This is a genomic window from Bifidobacterium miconis (assembly GCF_019331735.1).
GTDB classification, from domain to species: domain Bacteria; phylum Actinomycetota; class Actinomycetes; order Actinomycetales; family Bifidobacteriaceae; genus Bifidobacterium; species Bifidobacterium miconis.
This window is the reverse complement of sequence record NZ_JAHBBH010000051.1, coordinates 1-17,359: the sequence shown is the minus strand read 5'-3', so window position 1 is coordinate 17,359 and position 17,359 is coordinate 1. Positions and strand designations below refer to the sequence as shown.

The 17,359-nt window shown below is 63.9% G+C and carries 13 protein-coding genes, 1 tRNA gene and 3 pseudogenes; 15 read left to right on the top strand and 2 right to left on the bottom strand.

What is annotated here, in order from left to right; all coding sequences use genetic code 11:
• The 11 genes and pseudogenes from KIH79_RS11740 to KIH79_RS11695 all read left to right on the top strand — a co-directional run.
• Positions 1 to 94 (top strand): annotated as a pseudogene (locus tag KIH79_RS11740) (symporter); the annotation flags it as partial.
• A 624-nt stretch (positions 95 to 718) separates the two neighbouring features.
• Positions 719 to 2,527, top strand: coding sequence for an FTR1 family iron permease (locus tag KIH79_RS11735; RefSeq protein WP_219059547.1), 1,809 nt, complete (start codon positions 719 to 721; stop codon positions 2,525 to 2,527).
• Positions 2,528 to 2,589: 62 nt separating this feature from the next.
• Positions 2,590 to 3,285 (top strand): iron transporter, encoded by a 696-nt coding sequence (locus KIH79_RS11730; protein ID WP_219059544.1) that lies wholly within the window; start codon positions 2,590 to 2,592, stop codon positions 3,283 to 3,285.
• A gap of 117 nt (positions 3,286 to 3,402) precedes the next feature.
• A complete protein-coding gene (locus tag KIH79_RS11725) occupies positions 3,403 to 4,671 on the top strand; it encodes a DUF2318 domain-containing protein (protein ID WP_219059543.1) in 1,269 nt (422 codons plus the stop codon).
• Between the two features lie 167 nt (positions 4,672 to 4,838).
• Positions 4,839 to 6,146, top strand: coding sequence for an ABC transporter permease (locus KIH79_RS11720; RefSeq protein WP_219059542.1), 1,308 nt, complete (start codon positions 4,839 to 4,841; stop codon positions 6,144 to 6,146).
• Positions 6,147 to 6,194: 48 nt separating this feature from the next.
• Positions 6,195 to 6,707, top strand: a pseudogene (locus tag KIH79_RS13285) (ABC transporter permease); the annotation flags it as partial.
• A gap of 198 nt (positions 6,708 to 6,905) precedes the next feature.
• Positions 6,906 to 7,577: pseudogene (locus KIH79_RS13280) on the top strand (ABC transporter permease); the annotation flags it as partial.
• Between the two features lie 60 nt (positions 7,578 to 7,637).
• Positions 7,638 to 8,444, top strand: coding sequence for an ABC transporter ATP-binding protein (locus KIH79_RS11710; RefSeq protein ID WP_219059546.1), 807 nt, complete (start codon positions 7,638 to 7,640; stop codon positions 8,442 to 8,444).
• A gap of 14 nt (positions 8,445 to 8,458) precedes the next feature.
• Positions 8,459 to 9,037 (top strand): FMN-binding protein, encoded by a 579-nt coding sequence (locus tag KIH79_RS11705; protein WP_219059540.1) that lies wholly within the window; start codon positions 8,459 to 8,461, stop codon positions 9,035 to 9,037.
• A 68-nt stretch (positions 9,038 to 9,105) separates the two neighbouring features.
• Positions 9,106 to 10,395 (top strand): putative ABC transporter permease, encoded by a 1,290-nt coding sequence (locus tag KIH79_RS11700; RefSeq protein WP_420829379.1) that lies wholly within the window; start codon positions 9,106 to 9,108, stop codon positions 10,393 to 10,395.
• A gap of 101 nt (positions 10,396 to 10,496) precedes the next feature.
• Positions 10,497 to 10,569 (top strand) — tRNA-Lys (locus KIH79_RS11695).
• Between the two features lie 56 nt (positions 10,570 to 10,625).
• On the opposite strand, the gene msrA is transcribed toward KIH79_RS11695, so the two are convergent.
• Positions 10,626 to 11,615, bottom strand: a complete 990-nt coding sequence (gene msrA, locus KIH79_RS11690) for a peptide-methionine (S)-S-oxide reductase MsrA (RefSeq protein ID WP_219059538.1) — start codon at positions 11,613 to 11,615, stop codon at positions 10,626 to 10,628.
• A gap of 352 nt (positions 11,616 to 11,967) precedes the next feature.
• On the opposite strand from msrA, the gene KIH79_RS11685 reads away from it, so the two are divergent.
• The 4 genes from KIH79_RS11685 to nrdF all read left to right on the top strand — a co-directional run bounded on the left by KIH79_RS11685 (position 11,968) and on the right by nrdF (position 16,485).
• Positions 11,968 to 12,267 (top strand): glutaredoxin family protein, encoded by a 300-nt coding sequence (locus tag KIH79_RS11685; RefSeq protein ID WP_219059537.1) that lies wholly within the window; start codon positions 11,968 to 11,970, stop codon positions 12,265 to 12,267.
• A 23-nt stretch (positions 12,268 to 12,290) separates the two neighbouring features.
• Complete coding sequence (gene nrdI, locus KIH79_RS11680) at positions 12,291 to 12,866, top strand: class Ib ribonucleoside-diphosphate reductase assembly flavoprotein NrdI (RefSeq protein WP_219059545.1); 576 nt, start codon at positions 12,291 to 12,293, stop codon at positions 12,864 to 12,866.
• Positions 12,867 to 13,129: 263 nt separating this feature from the next.
• A complete protein-coding gene (gene nrdE, locus KIH79_RS11675) occupies positions 13,130 to 15,271 on the top strand; it encodes a class 1b ribonucleoside-diphosphate reductase subunit alpha (RefSeq protein WP_219059536.1) in 2,142 nt (713 codons plus the stop codon).
• A gap of 221 nt (positions 15,272 to 15,492) precedes the next feature.
• On the top strand, positions 15,493 to 16,485 hold the full coding sequence (nrdF, locus tag KIH79_RS11670; protein WP_219059535.1) for a class 1b ribonucleoside-diphosphate reductase subunit beta: 993 nt from the start codon (positions 15,493 to 15,495) through the stop codon (positions 16,483 to 16,485).
• 31 nt (positions 16,486 to 16,516) lie between these two features.
• Here nrdF and KIH79_RS11665 read toward each other — a convergent pair whose 3' ends face one another.
• Positions 16,517 to 17,104: a hypothetical protein gene (locus KIH79_RS11665; protein ID WP_219059534.1), complete on the bottom strand. Its 588-nt coding sequence runs from the start codon at positions 17,102 to 17,104 to the stop codon at positions 16,517 to 16,519.
• Positions 17,105 to 17,359: the final 255 nt, after the last annotated feature.

Genomic DNA, 17,359 nt, shown 5'->3' with positions numbered 1-17,359 from the left:
AGCCGCCGTGTGCGCGGCGGTGCTGTGCGGCTTGGGCGGCCTGATCTTCGCGTTCTACGACGAAAAGAAGGTGCTCGCCGTGCTCGAGGCGTGATGCGGCACGGCAGTTTGACGATCGAGAGGCTGATTTTGGCTCCGGTTGAGGTCAGTTTGACGATCAAGAGGCTGCCGGCAACCGGCAACCGAGAAATTTCCCTTGGACAAGGGGCTATCAGGACTGGTTTTTGGTGTTTGCGAGGGATGGCATAGCCTCTCGATCGTCAAACTGACCTCGGCAAAAGGCGAATTCAGCCTCTCGATCGTCAAACTGCGGTCAGATCTTCCGACAGGTGCCTGCACATCGGTAGGGAGGCGGAAGTCTCCATGCCGCATCCGGCGTGTTGCGGGGAAGTGCCGCGGCGGAATATCGGATGGTGAGACGGAGTAGGGGGGATTTTCGATATAAACGGCGTTGATATTCCGCCATAAACGCGGCACTACCGCAAACGGCCCAAAAAATCAAGACTGTTTTTTCCGGAAGTTTCCTCGTAGGTTGGTGCGCGGTGGGCGAAAAGCCCGCATGCGCATAGGAGAGGAAGCTTCAGGAATGTCGAATCGTGCCATGATGACCGCCGCCACGGTGCCCGTGGCCGGCAAGTCGGTCGCGCGCACGGCAATGACCGCGATGACGACCAAAATAACGGTCGCCGTGATCGCGTTCGTCGCCGCGTTCGTGACCATGCTGGCGCTCGCCGTCGCGCCGCTTTCGACCTCGAATGACGGGACGGCCGCCCCGGTTTCCGTGATCCTGCCGACGGCCGGCGTCGCGGTCGCCGACGACAGCAGCAGCGTCGACTACGAGACATGGACGGCCGTCGCCAAGGCCATCGACGACCAGTTGCAGGACGGACTCAAGGAATACACGTCCGGCAACACGGCCGGATCGACGTCCAAGTTCATGGCCGCGTACAACACGATCTATATCGCGTCCAACTTCACCGCTGTCGTGCGCGACTCGGTCAGCTCCGACAAGCAGGCCAGCCAGCAGCAGGCGTTCCAGGACATCCAGAACCTCTCGTACACGGGTGGCAACGACGATCAGCTCAAGCAGAAGATCGCCGATCTGGTCAATGACCTGAATGCGACCGCACAGCAGCTCGACGCGAATACTGGCCTCGCCAACCCGAAGAAGTACTCCGAGGACCTGCAGGCGCAGATCGCCAAGGAGCGCAAGGAACTCGACGCCAAGAAAAAGAAGAACCCGGGCAAGGGCAACCGTTCGTGGACCGACGTGGCCAACGAAATGACCCCGATCCTCGACAACGCGTACAAAGCGTATGCGGCGGGTGACGCGGCCAAGGGCGCCACGCTCGTCAACAACGCGTACTACCAGTACTACGAGAAGCTCGGCTTCGAGAAGAACGTGATGAACGCGATCAGCGGCAACCGCGTCTCGCAGGTCGAATACCAGTTCAAGATGTGCCGCAAGTCGATGAACACCGGCGCGGACCTCAAGAGCACGAAGCAGCTCATCGACGATCTCAAGGCCATGCTGGTCAAGGATGCGGGCATCCTTGACGGCGGTGCGGCCGATAAGGAAGGCGGCTTCACGAAGTTCATCACCAGCGCGGTCGGTCAGGCGTTCCTGATCCTCATCCGCGAGGGCCTTGAGGCGTTGCTCGTGGTCGCGGCCGTGGTGGCGTACCTCGTCAAGTCCGGCAACAAGCGCTTCACCAAGTGGATCTACCTCGGCGTGGTCGCCGGCCTTGCGGGCGCCGGCCTGGTCGCGGTGATCTTCGTGCTGGCGTTCGGCGGCTCCGGCCCGATCCAGGAGATCATGGAAGGCGTGTGCGCGCTGATCGCCATGTGCATGCTGCTGTGGACCAGCAACTGGATGCTCAACAAGTCGAGCGTCGAGGCGTGGAACCGGTATATCAAGAACAAGACCGAGGCGGCCGTCAAGTCCGTCTCCGCGCAGGTCGAGGCCGGCGATCACGTCGCGTTCGGCACGGTGATGTCGCTCGCGATGCTGAGCTTCCTCGCCGTGTTCCGCGAGGGTGCCGAAACGGTGATCTTCTATCAGTCGATCTACTCGATGAGCCAGGACACGAAGGGCATGTGGACGGGTGGCATCGCCGCGGCTGTGGTGCTCGTGATCATCTTCTTCGTCATCCGCTTCACGTCGGTGAAGATCCCGATCGGCCCGTTCTTCCTCGTCACGTCGATCCTGATGTCGGTGCTCGTGGTCGTCTTCGCGGGCGGCGGCGTGCATGCGCTGATCGAGGGCGACGCGCTGCCGGCCAACTACCTGCAGGGCGTGCCGACGAACGACTGGCTCGGCTTCTACCCGTACGTCGAGTGCATCGTGGCGCAGGTGATCGCGGCCATCGCGGTGATCGCGCTGTTCGTGGTCGGTTTCGTCAAGCAGCGCAAGGCCAAGGCCGAGCTGGCTGCGAGTGGTTCCAGCAAGGCCGGCAAGTCCGATGATTCGGACGATGACGCGTCGACCGCAGCCTCCGCTGTCGTGACGACTGCGGCGGTCAACTGACGATTGATCCGAAACCCCAAAGTTTTCCCCAAAATTTCATCCAACAACAAAGGAAGAGAAATATGAAGAACAAGAAGATCGCCGCCCTGCTGGGCGTGCTGCTCGCCGGTTCGATGGCCTTCTCGCTGGCCGCCTGCGGTTCCACCACCGCGTCGAACAGCAACACCAAGTCGGACACCTCCACCTCCGACACCACCAAGTCGGACGACACCAAGTCTGAGGACACCTCCTCCGACGCCGGCGCCGGCTTCGAGGAAGTCCCGGTCGGCCCGTCCGGCACCGCCGAAGAGCAGGATCAGGACAACGGCCCGCTGACCGTCGGCGCCGTGTACTTCCAGCCGATCGACATGGAGCCCGCCTCCTCCGGCCTCAAGGCCGCGGACGCCTCCTTCCACCTCGAGGCCGACATCCACGCCAACGAGAAGGGCACCGAGCTCGGCTACGGCAAGGGCGACTTCGTGCCGGACCTGACCGTGAACTACACGATCATCGACAAGTCCACCGGCAAGGAGGTCGAGGGCGGCAAGGCCACCTCCGGCACCTTCATGCAGATGAACGCCTCCGACGGCCCGCACTACGGCGCCAACGTCAAGCTCGACAAGGCCGGCACCTACCAGCTCAAGCTCTCGATCGAATCCCCGGCCGCCAAGGGCTGGATGCTGCACGTCGACCCGGAGACCGGCGTCAAGGGCCGCTTCTGGACCGAGCCGATCGAAGTCACCTTCGACAACTGGGATTACACTCCTCGTCAGTGGTGATGAATCCGCGGGTACCGTGGGTAGTTTCATCATGATCGCATAGCAAAACGCTCCCTTCCGCACGAGGGGAGCTTTTGCTGTTTATTGGGATGTCGGCGGAACGACGAAAGGACGCGAATGCTTGAACAATTCGTGGCGGTGATGCCGGGGACGCTGGCCCCCGCATTGCTCGTGATGTGCCTGAGCGTGATGCTCACGGTCGGCGAGGGGCGCGACAAGCCGATCAGCTCGCATTGGCGTCTGGGCGGCCTGATCGTCGGCACGGTCGCGGCGATCGTGTTCGCGGCCCTGCGCGCGTCGGCCGTCATCAACCAGCGTACGTTCATCAACTATCCGGTGCTGTGCGTCGCGGTCGTCGTCGACCTGCTCGCGATCGCGGTCGTCGTCTGCGCGCGCCGCATCACCGCGAACTGGCAGCAACATGCGGTCTGGATGCACGTTGCGAACGCGATCGCCGCGATCGACATCGCGCTCACGCTGTTCTACGCGTTGCCTGACGTCATTCTGCAGCTGACGATCTGGGTCGAGCCCGGCGACCCGATCTTCACGTCGGCGATGCTGCTGCGCGCGCTCGGCTTCGCGCTGGGACTCGCGATGTCGATCATCGTCGCCGCGATCTTCCGCACGATGCGCTCGACCGCGGTGCGGTTCGCGTTCACGGCCGCCGTCGTGCTGACGATGGCGATCCTGTTCGTGCAGCATCTGACCGGCCTCGCGCAGATCCTGCAGGCGCGCGGATTCCCGATGAACCACACCGAGTTCGTGCTGCTCGCATGGTCGATCAACAACAATCGCGGCATGATCATGGCGCAGGCGTTCACGTTTCTGATTCCGGCCGTCGCGTCGATCGTCGCCGGATTCCGCATGCCGATGACCGGTCCGAACGAGGCGACCGTGCGCAAGCACAAGGCGTTCCGTCGGCGCGCGATCGCGGCTGCCGCGTGGAGCGTAGTCGCGGCGATCGGCGTGGCCGCGACGCTCACGTTCGGCGTGGCCGCGACCCAGCAGGAGGTCACGCTTTCGCCGCCGGAAGCGTATTCGTTGAAGGACGGCGTCGCGACGATTCCGTTCAGCCAGGTCGAGGACGGGCACTTGCACCGTTTCGAATACAAGGCGAAGGACGGCACGTCGATGCGGTTCATCATCATCAAGAAGAACGGCGGCGCGTACGGCATCGGCCTCGACGCGTGCGACAACTGCGGCGACGCGGGCTACTACGAGAAGGACGGCAAGATCATCTGCAAGAAGTGCGAGGTCGCGATCAATCTGGCGACGATCGGCTTCAAGGGCGGGTGCAACCCGGTGCCGTTCCCGTACAAGACCGGCAACGGCAAGATCACCATTCAGACTGCGGATCTGGACGCGCTGAGCGCCCACTTCCAGTGAGGGTTCACTTACCCTTGGCTCCCCTTGTCAGGGGAGCTGTCAGCGAAGCTGACTGAGGGGTAGTCAAAGCTTTGGAACGTCTGGCTTCTGACGCTCCCCCAGTCAGCCTACGGCTGACAGCCCCCTCAGCCGAGGGGGCCAAGGATATACGAAAAAGGAGGAACACGTTGTTCTTTCTGCGAATGATCGCGCGGTCGTTCACGCGCCAGCTGCGCAGGCGGCTGCTCATCGCGCTCACCGTGTGCCTGTCGGCCACGGTCAGCGTTTCGATGCTGGGCGTCGTCTTCGACGTCGGCGACAAGCTCAACGCCGAACTGTCGACGTACGGCTCGAACATCGTCGTGCAGCCGAAGGCCGACGCGGTCGTCTCCGACCTGTACAACACGACAGGCGTCACCGGCGCGGCCGCCCAAGCCGATCCGACCGCGTTCCTCAAGGAATCGGACGCGGCCAAGATCAAGACGATCTTCTGGGCGTTCAACATCACCAACTTCGCGCCGCAGCTCAACGTGCACGCCGAAGTCAACGGCACGAGCGCACCGCTCGTCGGCACGTGGTTCAACAAGGAATTGAAGCTCGCGTCCGGCGAGACGACCGTGGTCGGCGTCGAGGGCATGCGCTCGTGGTGGAAGATCAGCGGCGCATGGCCGAAGGACGACACCGATCAGGGCATGATCGGCGCGACGCTCGCGCAACAGCTCGGCGTCAAGATCGGCGATACCGTGACGCTCAAGAAGACCACGGCGTCCGGCAAACACAACGAGCAGGCGATCAAGATCGTCGGCGTGTACGATTCCGGCGATGACGAGAACGGTTCGCTGTACCTGTCGAGTTCGGTCGCGCAGGTGCTCGCCGACCTGCCCGATGCGGCCGACAAGATCGAGGTGAAGGCCCTGACCACGCCGGAGAACGATCTCGCGCGCAAGGCCGCGCAGAACCCGGCCGCGCTCAGCCAGGACGACTGGGAGACCTGGTATTGCACCGCGTACCCGAGTTCGATCGCGTACCAGATCGAAGAGGTGATTCCGGACGCGGTCGCCAAGCAGGTGCGGCAGGTCGCCGCGCTGCAGGGCAACGTCTTGCAGAAGACGCAGGCCGTGATGATTTTGATGACGATTCTGAGCCTGATCGCGGCGGCCGTGGCCGTGGCGAACCTGATGGTCGCCTCGATCGGGGAACGGTCGGCCGAACTGGCGCTGCTCAAGGCGATCGGTGCGACGGACGGCGCGGTGTCGCGTCTGATGATGGCCGAGACGGCCGCGATCGCGCTGCTCGGTGCGATCGTTGGCGCGGGGCTCGGCTCGGGCGTCGCGCAGCTGATCGGGCACGTGGTGTTCGGTTCGGGCATCACGATGCGGCCGATGGTGTTCGTGCTCGTGTTCGTGCTGCTTGCGATCACCGTGCTGCTCGCGTCCGCGTCGTCGATCCGCTCGATCCTGAGCCTGCGCCCCGCGGAGGTGCTCCATGGTCGGTGATGCTTGGGTTTGTGCGGGGAGCCGAGACGAACGGAAAGGAGTGGTGAGATGACGAATACCGGGATGTTCTTCCGCATGCTGTTCAGCGCCGTGTTCCGGCGGCGCTCGCGTGCGATGATGGCGGTCGTCGCGTCGCTCGTCGGCGCGGCCACGCTGTTCTGCCTGGCGATGATCTGCATCGCTGTGCCGCAGCAGATGAACGAGGAGATGCGCGCGTACGGCGCGAACCTGATCGTCACGCCGACCTCGTCCACGACGTCCGGCGACAAGGCCGGCATCGACGCCGAGATGGTGCAGCACACCACCGAGATGGTCGCGGCGAAGGGTTCCGAAAAGCACGCGACCTACCGCTACGAGAACGTGCGCGTGAACGCCGCTCCGTATGTGATGGCCGGCGTGGACGCGGCGCAGGTGAAGAACCTCAACCATCACTGGGTGGTCGACGGTTCGTGGCCGTCCGACGGCAAGGTGCTCATCGGCCGCGACATCGCCGACGCGATCGGCCTCAAGGTCGGCTCGCGCATCACCATCGGTTACCGCGCCTCCGACAACTCTTCCTCTTCTACTTCGGGCTCGACCTCGCAATCGGGGAATGACGGTTCTACCTCTGACGCTGACAACGGCTCTGGGAACACCACCTCCTCGGCCCCCTCGGCTGAGGGGGCTGTCGGGCAAAGCCCGACTGGGGGAGCGTCAGAAGGTTCCGCATCAAGCGCCAGCGGGACGTCCAATAGCCAGTCGTCCTCCGGCCAGCCCATGCAGGACGGTCGCGTCTCCAGCGACATCATGGACACGTCCGGCACCGAATTCCGCGTCGCCGGCATCGTCGACACCGGCGGCAGCGAGGACTCCATCATCTACGCGACCAACGCCGACGTCGACAAGCTCACCGGCGTCACGCGCGGCGTCGACGTCATCGAATACTCCGCCGGCGCGAACGATCTCAACGCGCTCGTCCAAAGCATCAACGACATGACGTCCATGCACGTCAAGGCGCAGCAGGTCACCAAGATCACCGCGTCCGACACGCGCATCATCACCATGCTGCAGACGCTGTTCTGGATCGTCTCGCTCGTCGTGCTCGTGCTCACGCTCGTCGGCGTCGGCACGACGATCAGCTCGATCGTCTCGCAGCGACGCAACGAAATCGGCCTGCGCAAGGCGCTCGGCGCCAGCTCGTCGGCGATCGGCGTCGAATTCTACGTCGAATCGGCCATGTACGGCCTCATCGGCGGCCTGCTCGGCACCGCGGTCGGCTACGGGCTCGCGCAATGGCTGTGCGTGGCCGTGTTCGAACGGTCGATCGGCTTCAACTGGGGGCTCGGCGTCGCGTCCGTGCTGCTTGCGGCGCTCGTCGCGGTCGTCGCATCCATCCCGCCCGTGCATCGCGCCACGCGCATCGACCCGGCAGTCGTGCTGCGCGAGGAATGACACGTCATCGTTCGGCTTCGTGAACAACGCTGGTGAATAACGTAAGGAAACATCATGGATATGCTGCTTGAACTCGACCATATCTCGAAGATCTACGGCGACCTGCACGCCGTGGACGACCTCAACCTGACCGTGCCGCAGGGCGAATGGCTGGCGATCGTCGGCTCGTCCGGCTCCGGCAAGACCACGCTCATGAACATGATCGGCTGCATGGACACGCCGTCGAAGGGTTCGGTCAAGCTCGAAGGACGCAAGCTCGAGGACTTGAACGCTGGCCAGCTCGCCGACGTGCGCAAGAACATGATCGGCCTTGTGTTCCAGAAGTTCTATCTTGTGCCGCACCTGACCGCCGTGGAAAACGTGATGGTCGCGCAGTACTACCATTCGGTCGTCGACGAGAAGCAGGCGCTGGAGGCGCTGGATCGCGTCGGACTCAAGGACCGCGCGCACCACCTGCCGAGCCAGCTGTCCGGCGGCGAACAGCAGCGCGTGTGCATCGCGCGTGCGCTCATCAACGATCCGAAGCTGATCCTCGCGGATGAGCCGACCGGCAACCTCGACGAGAAAAACGAGAAGATCGTGCTCGACCTGTTCCGTCAGCTGCACGAGCAGGGCACGACGATCATCGTCGTCACGCACGACGCGCTCGTGGCGAGTTGCGCCGAACGCGAGATCATGCTCAACCACGGCGTGCTCGTGGGCGAGAAATGGAACGATTCTGCCGCACGGGAAGCGTACGAGGCGGCGGGCGGGCGCCCGGCGTCGACCGGCGCTCAGGTTGAGGGCGCGCAGACCGGCGAAACCGCGATCGGATTCGCGGACCCGACCAAGGCCGCGAAAACCGGTGGGGAAGAAGTCGCGGAGTAGGTAAGGTTGCTGGTATGAGCGATACGAACACGTTGAAGAAGTCCGTGGTCGCGGCGGCGGCCGGACTGGTGGTGGCCGGCGCGATGCTGGCCGGGTGCGGCGAGCCGAAGGCCACGCCGATGAACGACGAATACTCCGGCAATTCGGGCGAAACTGAGCGGTCGCAGGAGGAGCAGTCGCAGTCGTCCGGTTCCGATTCGTCTGATTCGTCCGGGTCTGACGGCTCATCGTCCGGCTCGTCGACCGGCGCGGGCAGCCGCGACACCGGCACCAAGTCCGACAAAAAGGACACCGGCAACTACGCGGACGGCACATACTCCGTCAACGGCCAGTACGGGCCGATCGGCGAGGACACCATCGACGTGCACGTGACCGTCAAGGACCAAAACGTCGAAAAGGTGGAGATCGTGGGCCATCCGTTCACGAGCATCTCCAAAAAGCACCAGACCGACTTCGCGAACGCGATCAACGGCGTGGTCGACGGCAAGCCGCTCAAGGACCTCAAGGTCGACACGGTCGCCGGCGCCAGCTGGACCACGGACGCGTTCAACGCGGCGCTCGAGGTCGCCCGGCAGGAGGCGTCCGTTCAGTAGCGTTCAGTAGCGTCCGATCGCCGGTCACACGGCAGGAGGCGTCCGTCCAGTAGGCCGGCGCTGATAGCGTGGGGCGCATGAGCGAAGACAGCGAAGACTTGGAACGACGTCTGCACAGCGACGATGCGCGCGAATCGGCCACGGAACCTGCATCACGCATTCCCGGCGACGTGAATGGCGACGGCGTCGTCGACATCGACGACCAGCGACTGCCGCTCATCGCGCGAGTCTACGGCATCATCCTGCTCGTGCAGGGCCTGCTCGCCGTGCCGGCCATTGTGCTCACGACGATCTACGCCGTACGCGAACTGGTCGCCGGGCGCGTGCTCATCGACCAACCCGACCTGACCGCCATACTCAGCTGGCTGTCGGCCGGCGTCGGCGCAACCGCGACCATCGTGCTCATGATCTTCGGCGTGCTGCTGGTCGTCAACAAACGCAAGCACGCGGCCCGCTGGACGTACGTGCTCATCCCGCTGACCATCCTCGAAGGACTGTTCACGCTCGCGCTCAAAGGCTTCGGACTCGACCTGATCGCGCCCGTCGCGCAACTCGTGATCCTCGTCGCGCTGTCCGTCAGCGTCGACCCGGCGCTGCGCGAGGAACGCCGGCTCAAAACCGCGCTGTGGCGCATGGACAAGCTCTCCGCGTACGAGGACGCGCTCGCCAAAGGCATGCCCGGTCGCGACCTGAGCGGCAAAGGCTACATTTCGCTGGATTTCTTCAACATCTTCTGGCTGTTCGTGGTCGGCTGCGTGTTCGGGCTTGTGGTCGAGACGCTGTACCATTTCGCGATGTACGGCGGCGAATGGCAGGATCGCGCGGGACTGCTGTGGGGGCCGTTCTCGCCGATCTACGGCTTTGGTTCGGTGATTCTGACCGTGCTACTCAACCGGCTGTGGCGGTCCAACTGGCTGTTGATTTTCTGCGCGAGCGCGGTGATCGGCGGCACGTTCGAATACCTGACCAGCTGGTTCATGGAAGTCGCGTTCGGCATCACCGCGTGGGATTACACCGGCCAGTGGCTGTCGATCGACGGGCGCACGTCCGGCAAGTACATGTTTTTCTGGGGATTGCTCGGCCTGGCATGGGTCAAGCTGATCCTGCCGCGACTGCTCACGCTGATCCAGCGGATTCCGTGGGGGTGGCGGTATTCGCTGACGCTCGTGTGCTTCGTGTTCATGCTGGTCGACGCGACGATGACCGTGATGGCGCTCGACGCGTGGTATTCGCGCATGGCCGGGATCGCGGTCGATTCGCCGGTCTCCGACTTCTTCGCGCGGCATTTCGGCGACGAGTTCATGGCGAACCGCTTCCAGACCATGAGCCTTGATCCGTCCAAGGCCGGGCGCATGTAGAAGTGTCTGTGGGTTACATGTGGGCTGCATGTAGGTTGCATGTAGGTTGGCCGCAACGCCGGCTTGTCTTGTCCGGCGGACGTGTGTATCTTAGTGCTGTTGCCCCTCTAGCTCAACGGTTAGAGCAGCGTCCTTTTAAGTCGTGGGTTGTGGGTTCGAATCCCACGGGGGGCACAGATAAGGGCTTGGAATCGGATTGATTCCAAGCCCTTTTGCATTTCGCGGCCCCGTTACTCGCCGTCGACCGCGGGAATCCAGTCGGCGTAGCCCTCCTCGGCCATGCGGGAACGCGGGACGAAGCGCAGGGCGGCGGAGTTCATGCAGTAGCGCAGGCCGCCGCGGTCGTCCGGGCCGTCGGTGAACACGTGGCCGAGATGGATCTGCGTGTCGGCGGTGCGCACTTCGATGCGGTCTCGGCCGGGGATGCGGTGATCCTCGTGCTCGGTCAGCGAATCCGCATCGATCGGCTTGCTGAACGCGGGCCAGCCGCAGCCCGAGTCGAACTTGTCGCGCGACGAAAACAGCGGCTTGCCGCTGACGATGTCCACGTAGATGCCCGGCTCGAACTCGTGATCGTACTCGTTGACGAACGGCCGTTCGGTCGCGGCGAGCTGCGTCACGGCGAACTGCTCGAGCGTCAGATCCCAAATCCGCTCGACGTACTTCTGCCGGTTGCGCACGTTCGCGATCGCGGCGAGCGGCACGTGGCAGTAGCCGCCGGGATTGTTGATCAGATAGTCCTGATGACGATCCTCGGCCGGATAGAAGTTGCGCAGCGGCTCGACGAGCACGGCCGGACGCTGCGGCTGACGGTCGACGAGCTGTTCGAGCGCGGCGACGTACACGGCCTGCTGTGATTCGTCCGTGTACCACATGCCGGTACGGTACTGCCGACCGCGATCCTCGCCCTGCTGGTCGACGGAAAACGGGTCGATGACTTCGAGAAACAGCAGCGACAACGTACGCAGCGTGACGCGATCCGGATCGAACACAACTTGCACCGTCTCCGCCGCGTCCGTCTCGCCCGAGCACACCTGTTCGTACGTGGGCGACTCCGTCTTCGACTGCGCGTAGCCGACCGTCGTGTCGGTCACGCCGTCCACGTTCTGGAAATACCGTTCCAGACCCCAGAAACATCCGCCCGCAAAGTATGCAGTCTCGGTCCGTGCATGGTCTTTCGGCGTATTCTCGGCGCTCGCCGTCGCATTATTCTCACTCATGGACTTCACGTTACTCCACGTTCCGCCCGCCTGTGCTCGTGGCGGAAAACGCTCGCTGGTCCGCTCCTCGCCGAGACGCTTCTGCCACGCGGGAGATGGTCGTGCGGCGCGTATGGTGGTGCTTGGTGCTGCGCGCAATGTGATGTATCTGACAATGATGATTTTCGGCGGTGCGATCGGTGGTGAAAACGCCGAGACGCGGCGCGACACGCCTACTGCCAGACCGGGCGCAAACCCTATATCTAGTGAATGTAAGCCCGACACGCCACAAGAACTAGTGCTGGCGCGGTTCGCGGTTAGTTGTAGTCTAGTCCTTCGGCAGTTCACAGCATCGACCGAATGGAGGCACCACATGACCGTCACCGTCTTCACCAAACCGCGTTGCCCGCAGTGCGACGCCACCAAGCGCCAGCTCACCAAGCTGGGTGTGCCGTTCGAAACCGTCGATCTGTCCGAAAACCCGTCCACGCTCGAGCAGCTGCAGGAAGCCGGCTTCAAGCAGGCTCCGGTCGTCATCACGCCGGACAACTCGTGGACCGGCTACCGCCCCGACCTCATCCGCGAACTGGCCAAGTCCGTCGCCGCCGAATCCGTGGCCGAGCACGACACCATCTCAGCGACCGGAGCCAACGGGCGCGTGCTGGTCGCATGAGCGATTCGACGACGCAACCAAACATGTCCGCCATCGCGCGCGCAGACGCGGCCGAACCGGCGACCGTCGCAACGAAACAGTCGTCGTCGACAGTCCCGACCGCAGGCGCAGCCGAACCGGCCGAATCGTCGTCGCACCACGTCGGCGCGGTCGTCTACTTCTCGTCCGCGTCGGAGAACACCGCACGATTCGTCGAGCACTGCAGGCTGAACGAACTCGGCATCGCGTCCTACCGCATCCCGCTGCGCCCCGGTGACGAGCCGCTCGCCGTGCACGAACCGTACGTGCTGATCGTGCCGACGTACGGCGGGGGAGTCGTGAGCAAGGCCGTGCCGCCGCAAGTCAAGCGCTTCCTCAACGATCCCGACAATCGCGCGTGGATCCGCGGCGTGATCGCGTCGGGCAACACGAACTTCGGCGAAGCGTACGCCGCCGCCGGACGCATCGTATCCGCAAAATGCAAGGTGCCGCTGCTGTTCACGTTCGAACTCATGGGCACGCCGGAGGACGTGCGCAAGACGCGCGAGGGGCTGGCCCGGTTCTTCGCGGCCGACGGCGCCGCGACGGCCGATCAGGCGCCGGTCGCCCCCGTTGCGTGACATTCGAGCCAGTACCGGCTCGATGCTGGCGGGAATGTCACGCGCATCGATTCGTTTCCGTGACATTCGGGATAGCACGTCACCGATATCAACCGGAATGTCACGCAAAGAGACCCGGTTCCGTGACATTCGGGATCGCGGCCCCGATACTGGTCCGAATGTCACGCAAAGAGACCAATACGCGTGACATTCGGGATAGCAGCGCCCGGCAGACCTCGCCAATGCCACGCCAATAACTCCATTCGACCAAGAAAGACCAATCCATGACCACCTACGACCCGTCCACCGACTACCACGCGCTCAACGCGATGCTCAACCTGTACGACGAGCATCACCGCATCCAGTTCGACAAGGACAAGGAAGCCGAGCGCGCGTACGTCGCCAGCGAGATCGAGCCGAACACCAAGCACTTCGACTCCACGGCCGAGCGCCTCGCGTACCTGATCGACAACCAGTACTACGAGAAGCGCGTGTTCGACCAGTACACGCCCGAATTCCTCGACGTGTTCTACGCGCGCGCGGCCGCCAGCGGCTACGAGTTCGAGACGTTCCTCGGCGCGTTCAAGTTCTTCCGCTCCTACGCACTCAAGTCGTTCGACGGCAAGCAGTACCTCGAGGACTTCCCGCAGCGCTGCGCCGCGGTCGCGCTCGACCTGGCCGCCGGCGACGAGCGCGCGGCGAACGCGTACCTCGACGAGATGATCGCCGGCCGCTTCCAGCCGGCCACCCCGACGTTCCTCAACCTCGGCAAGGCGCAGCGCGGCGAGCCGGTCAGCTGCTTCCTCGTGCGCATCGAGGACAACATGGAGTCGATCTCGCGCGGCATCAACGCGGCGCTGCAGCTGTCCAAGCGTGGCGGCGGCGTGGCTCTGCTGCTGAGCAACCTGCGCGAGCTGGGCGCGCCGATCAAGCACATCGAAAACCAGTCGAGCGGCGTCGTGCCGGTCATGAAGCTGCTCGAGGACTCGTTCTCGTACGCGAACCAGCTCGGCGCACGCCAGGGCGCGGGCGCGGTCTACCTGAGCGCGCACCACCCCGACATCATGCGCTTCCTCGACACCAAGCGCGAGAACGCGGACGAGAAGATCCGCATCAAGTCGCTCGCGCTCGGCGTGGTCGTGCCCGACATCACGTTCGAGCTGGCCAAGCAGAAGGCGCAGATGGCGCTGTTCAGCCCATACGACGTCGAGCGCGTGTACGGCAAGCCGTTCGCCGACGTGCCGATCAGCGAAAACTACGAGAAGATGGTCGCGGACGATCGCATCAAGAAGACCTACATCGACGCGCGCAAGTTCTTCACCACGCTCGCCGAGCTGCAGTTCGAGTCCGGCTACCCGTACATCGTGTTCGAGGACACCGTCAACCGCGCCAACCCGATCGACGGCCGCGTGACCATGTCGAACCTGTGCTCCGAAATCCTGCAGGTGCAGGAACCGAGCGCCTACAACGAGGACCTCAGCTACGCGCACGTCGGCCGCGACATCTCCTGCAACCTCGGCTCGCTCAACATCGCCAAGGCGATGGACGGCGGCCTCGGCGGCACGGTCGAGACGGCGATCCGCGCGCTCACGTCCGTCGCCGAACAGACCAGCATCGCCGCGGTGCCGTCGATCCGCCGCGCCAACGAGGAAGGCCATGCGATCGGCCTCGGCCAGATGAACCTGCACGGCTTCCTCGCCCGCGAAGGCATCCAGTACGGCTCCGACGAGGCGCTCGACTTCACCGACATGTACTTCATGACCGTTGCCTACCACGCATACCGCGCATCGCACGACCTCGCGGTCGAGCGCGGCCGCGCGTTCGTCGGCTTCGAGCGTTCCGCGTACGCGAAGCCGGCCGGTCAGGGCAACTATTTCGACAAGTACACCGACGGACGTCGCTCGCTGGAGCCGCGCACGTCTCGTGTCCGTGAGTTGTTCGCGCAATACGGCGTCGCGATCCCGACCGTCGCCGACTGGGAGGCGCTGCGCGACGCGATCCTCGCGGACGGCATCTATAACCAGAACCTGCAGGCCGTGCCGCCGACCGGATCGATCTCGTACATCAACCACAGCACGTCGTCGATCCACCCGATCGCCTCCAAGATCGAAATCCGCAAGGAAGGCAAGATCGGTCGCATGTACTACCCCGCGCCGTACATGACGAACGAGAACCTCGAGTATTTCAAGGACGCGTACGAGATCGGCTGGAAGGCGATCGTCGACACGTACGCGGAGGCGACGCAGCACGTCGACCAGGGACTCTCGCTCACGCTGTTCTTCCCCGACACGGCCACCACGCGCGACGTGAACAAGGCGCAGATCTACGCGTGGCGCAAGGGCATCAAGACCCTGTACTACATCCGCATCCGCCAGCAGGCGCTGGAAGGCACCGAGGTGCAGGGCTGCGTCTCCTGCATGCTGTAGTCGTTGCCGCACGCAGGCGACATGCAACGGCACAGCGTAACCGAGCGACGGGAGCCGGCATGTATTACTCGACACGCTCCGGGCCGCTCGGCCAAGTCATACGGTCGAGCAACACATGCCGGCTCCCGTCGCGGCAATGCACCCAGCCGTTCAATCCAACGGCACAGTCGCAAACTGAAACGATCAATCGCAATCAATCAACGAACAAAGGACACCGCAACATGGCACCGATCTCCATTCCGCGCAAGCCGTTGAAGCTCATCGACCGCGTCAGCGCGATCAACTGGAACAAGCTCGAGGACGACAAGGACCTCGAGGTCTGGGACCGTCTCACCGGCAACTTCTGGCTGCCCGAGAAGGTCCCCGTCTCCAACGACATCCCCAGCTGGCAGGCGATGAGCGAAGAGGAGCACACGCTCACCATGCGCGTGTTCACCGGCCTGACCCTGCTCGACACGATCCAAGGCACGGTCGGCGCGGTCTCGCTGATCCCGGACGCGCTCACCCCGCACGAGGAGGCCGTGTACACGAACATCGCGTTCATGGAATCCGTGCACGCGAAGTCGTATTCGAGCATCTTCTCGACGCTGTGCTCGAGCGAGCAGATCGACGCCGCGTTCGCGTGGAGCGAGGAGAACGAGTTCCTGCAGAAGAAGGCGCAGATCGTGCTCGACTACTACGAGGGCGACAGCCCGCTCAAGCGCAAGGTCGCCTCGACGCTGCTTGAATCGTTCCTCTTCTACTCGGGCTTCTACCTGCCGATGTACTTCTCGAGCCACGCGAAGCTCACGAACACGGCCGACGTGATCCGCCTCATCATCCGCGACGAGGCCGTGCACGGCTACTACATCGGCTACAAGTACCAGAAGGGCTTGGAGCTGGTCGGCGGCGAGAAGCGCGAGGAGCTGCGCGAGTACACGTATGACCTGCTCAACGAGCTGTACGACAACGAGGTGGAGTACACCGAGTCGCTGTACGACGGCGTGGGCCTGACGGAGGACGTCGAGAAGTTCCTGCGCTACAACGGCAACAAGGCGCTCATGAACCTCGGCTATCCGGCGCTGTTCCCGGCGGAGATCTGCGACGTGAACCCGGCGATCATCGCGTCGCTGTCGCCGAACGCGGACGAGAACCACGATTTCTTCTCCGGTTCCGGCTCGTCGTACGTGATGGGCAAGGCCGAGGAGACCGACGACGAGGATTGGGACTTCTAAGTCGTCGCCAGTCGGTCGCCGGCCCGGCTGATCAGCGGACGATGAGCACGCTGTTGCGCTGATCGTATTCGCAGTTGCCGTCGATCGGGATGCCGGTCAGGTCGTCGGTCGCGTACTGTTCCGCGCACGCGAGCCGCGTGCCCGTGTCGACGCAGTCGCGGCCGACGACGCGCAGCCGGCCGTCGCTGACCTGCATGATCGTCCAGCAGACGTCCGCCTCGCCGCCGTCCAGTTCGAGCACTTTGAACACGCGGTCGAGATTGCCGGAGAACAGGATCGCCGACACGAGAAAATCGGGGTCTTCGAGTTCAAGGTCGCGGTTGTCGTGCGGCTTGCGCACGAGCCGCAGCGGAAAATCGTCGTCGGTGCGTACGCCGACCATGTCGTACGGCAGCTGGACGATCACCGAATGCAGCGCCAGCCAGCCGATCACCCCCAGCACCAGCAGCCCGACGGCGATGAACACGTATTCCCACGGCGAGATGCCGTCCGCGAACAATGGCCGGCCGATTGTGTCGCGCACGGCCCACACGCAGATGATGGCGCCCACGCCGAGGGCGGCCACCACGACCGCCGGTCCGAACGTCTGCCAGAGCCGTCGGCGAATGAGCTGCCGCACGGGTTGGCGGCTTCCTTGCCATTCTTCGGGCGAGCACTGCGAGTCCGGCTGCGATTCCAGTTCCGATCCTGGCCCCGACCTCGGCTTGCGGCGTACGACGGCGTTTCCCATATGTTCCACTGTAGGAGGGTTTGCGCGGGCGCGCGCTGCGACGCGCCGCCCCCGCGCCTGTACATGAGCCTGCTGCTGTGCAATGCTCTGTGATTTTCTCGCAGTTTTCCGCAGTTTGCTCGCAGTTCGACGATCGAGAGGCTG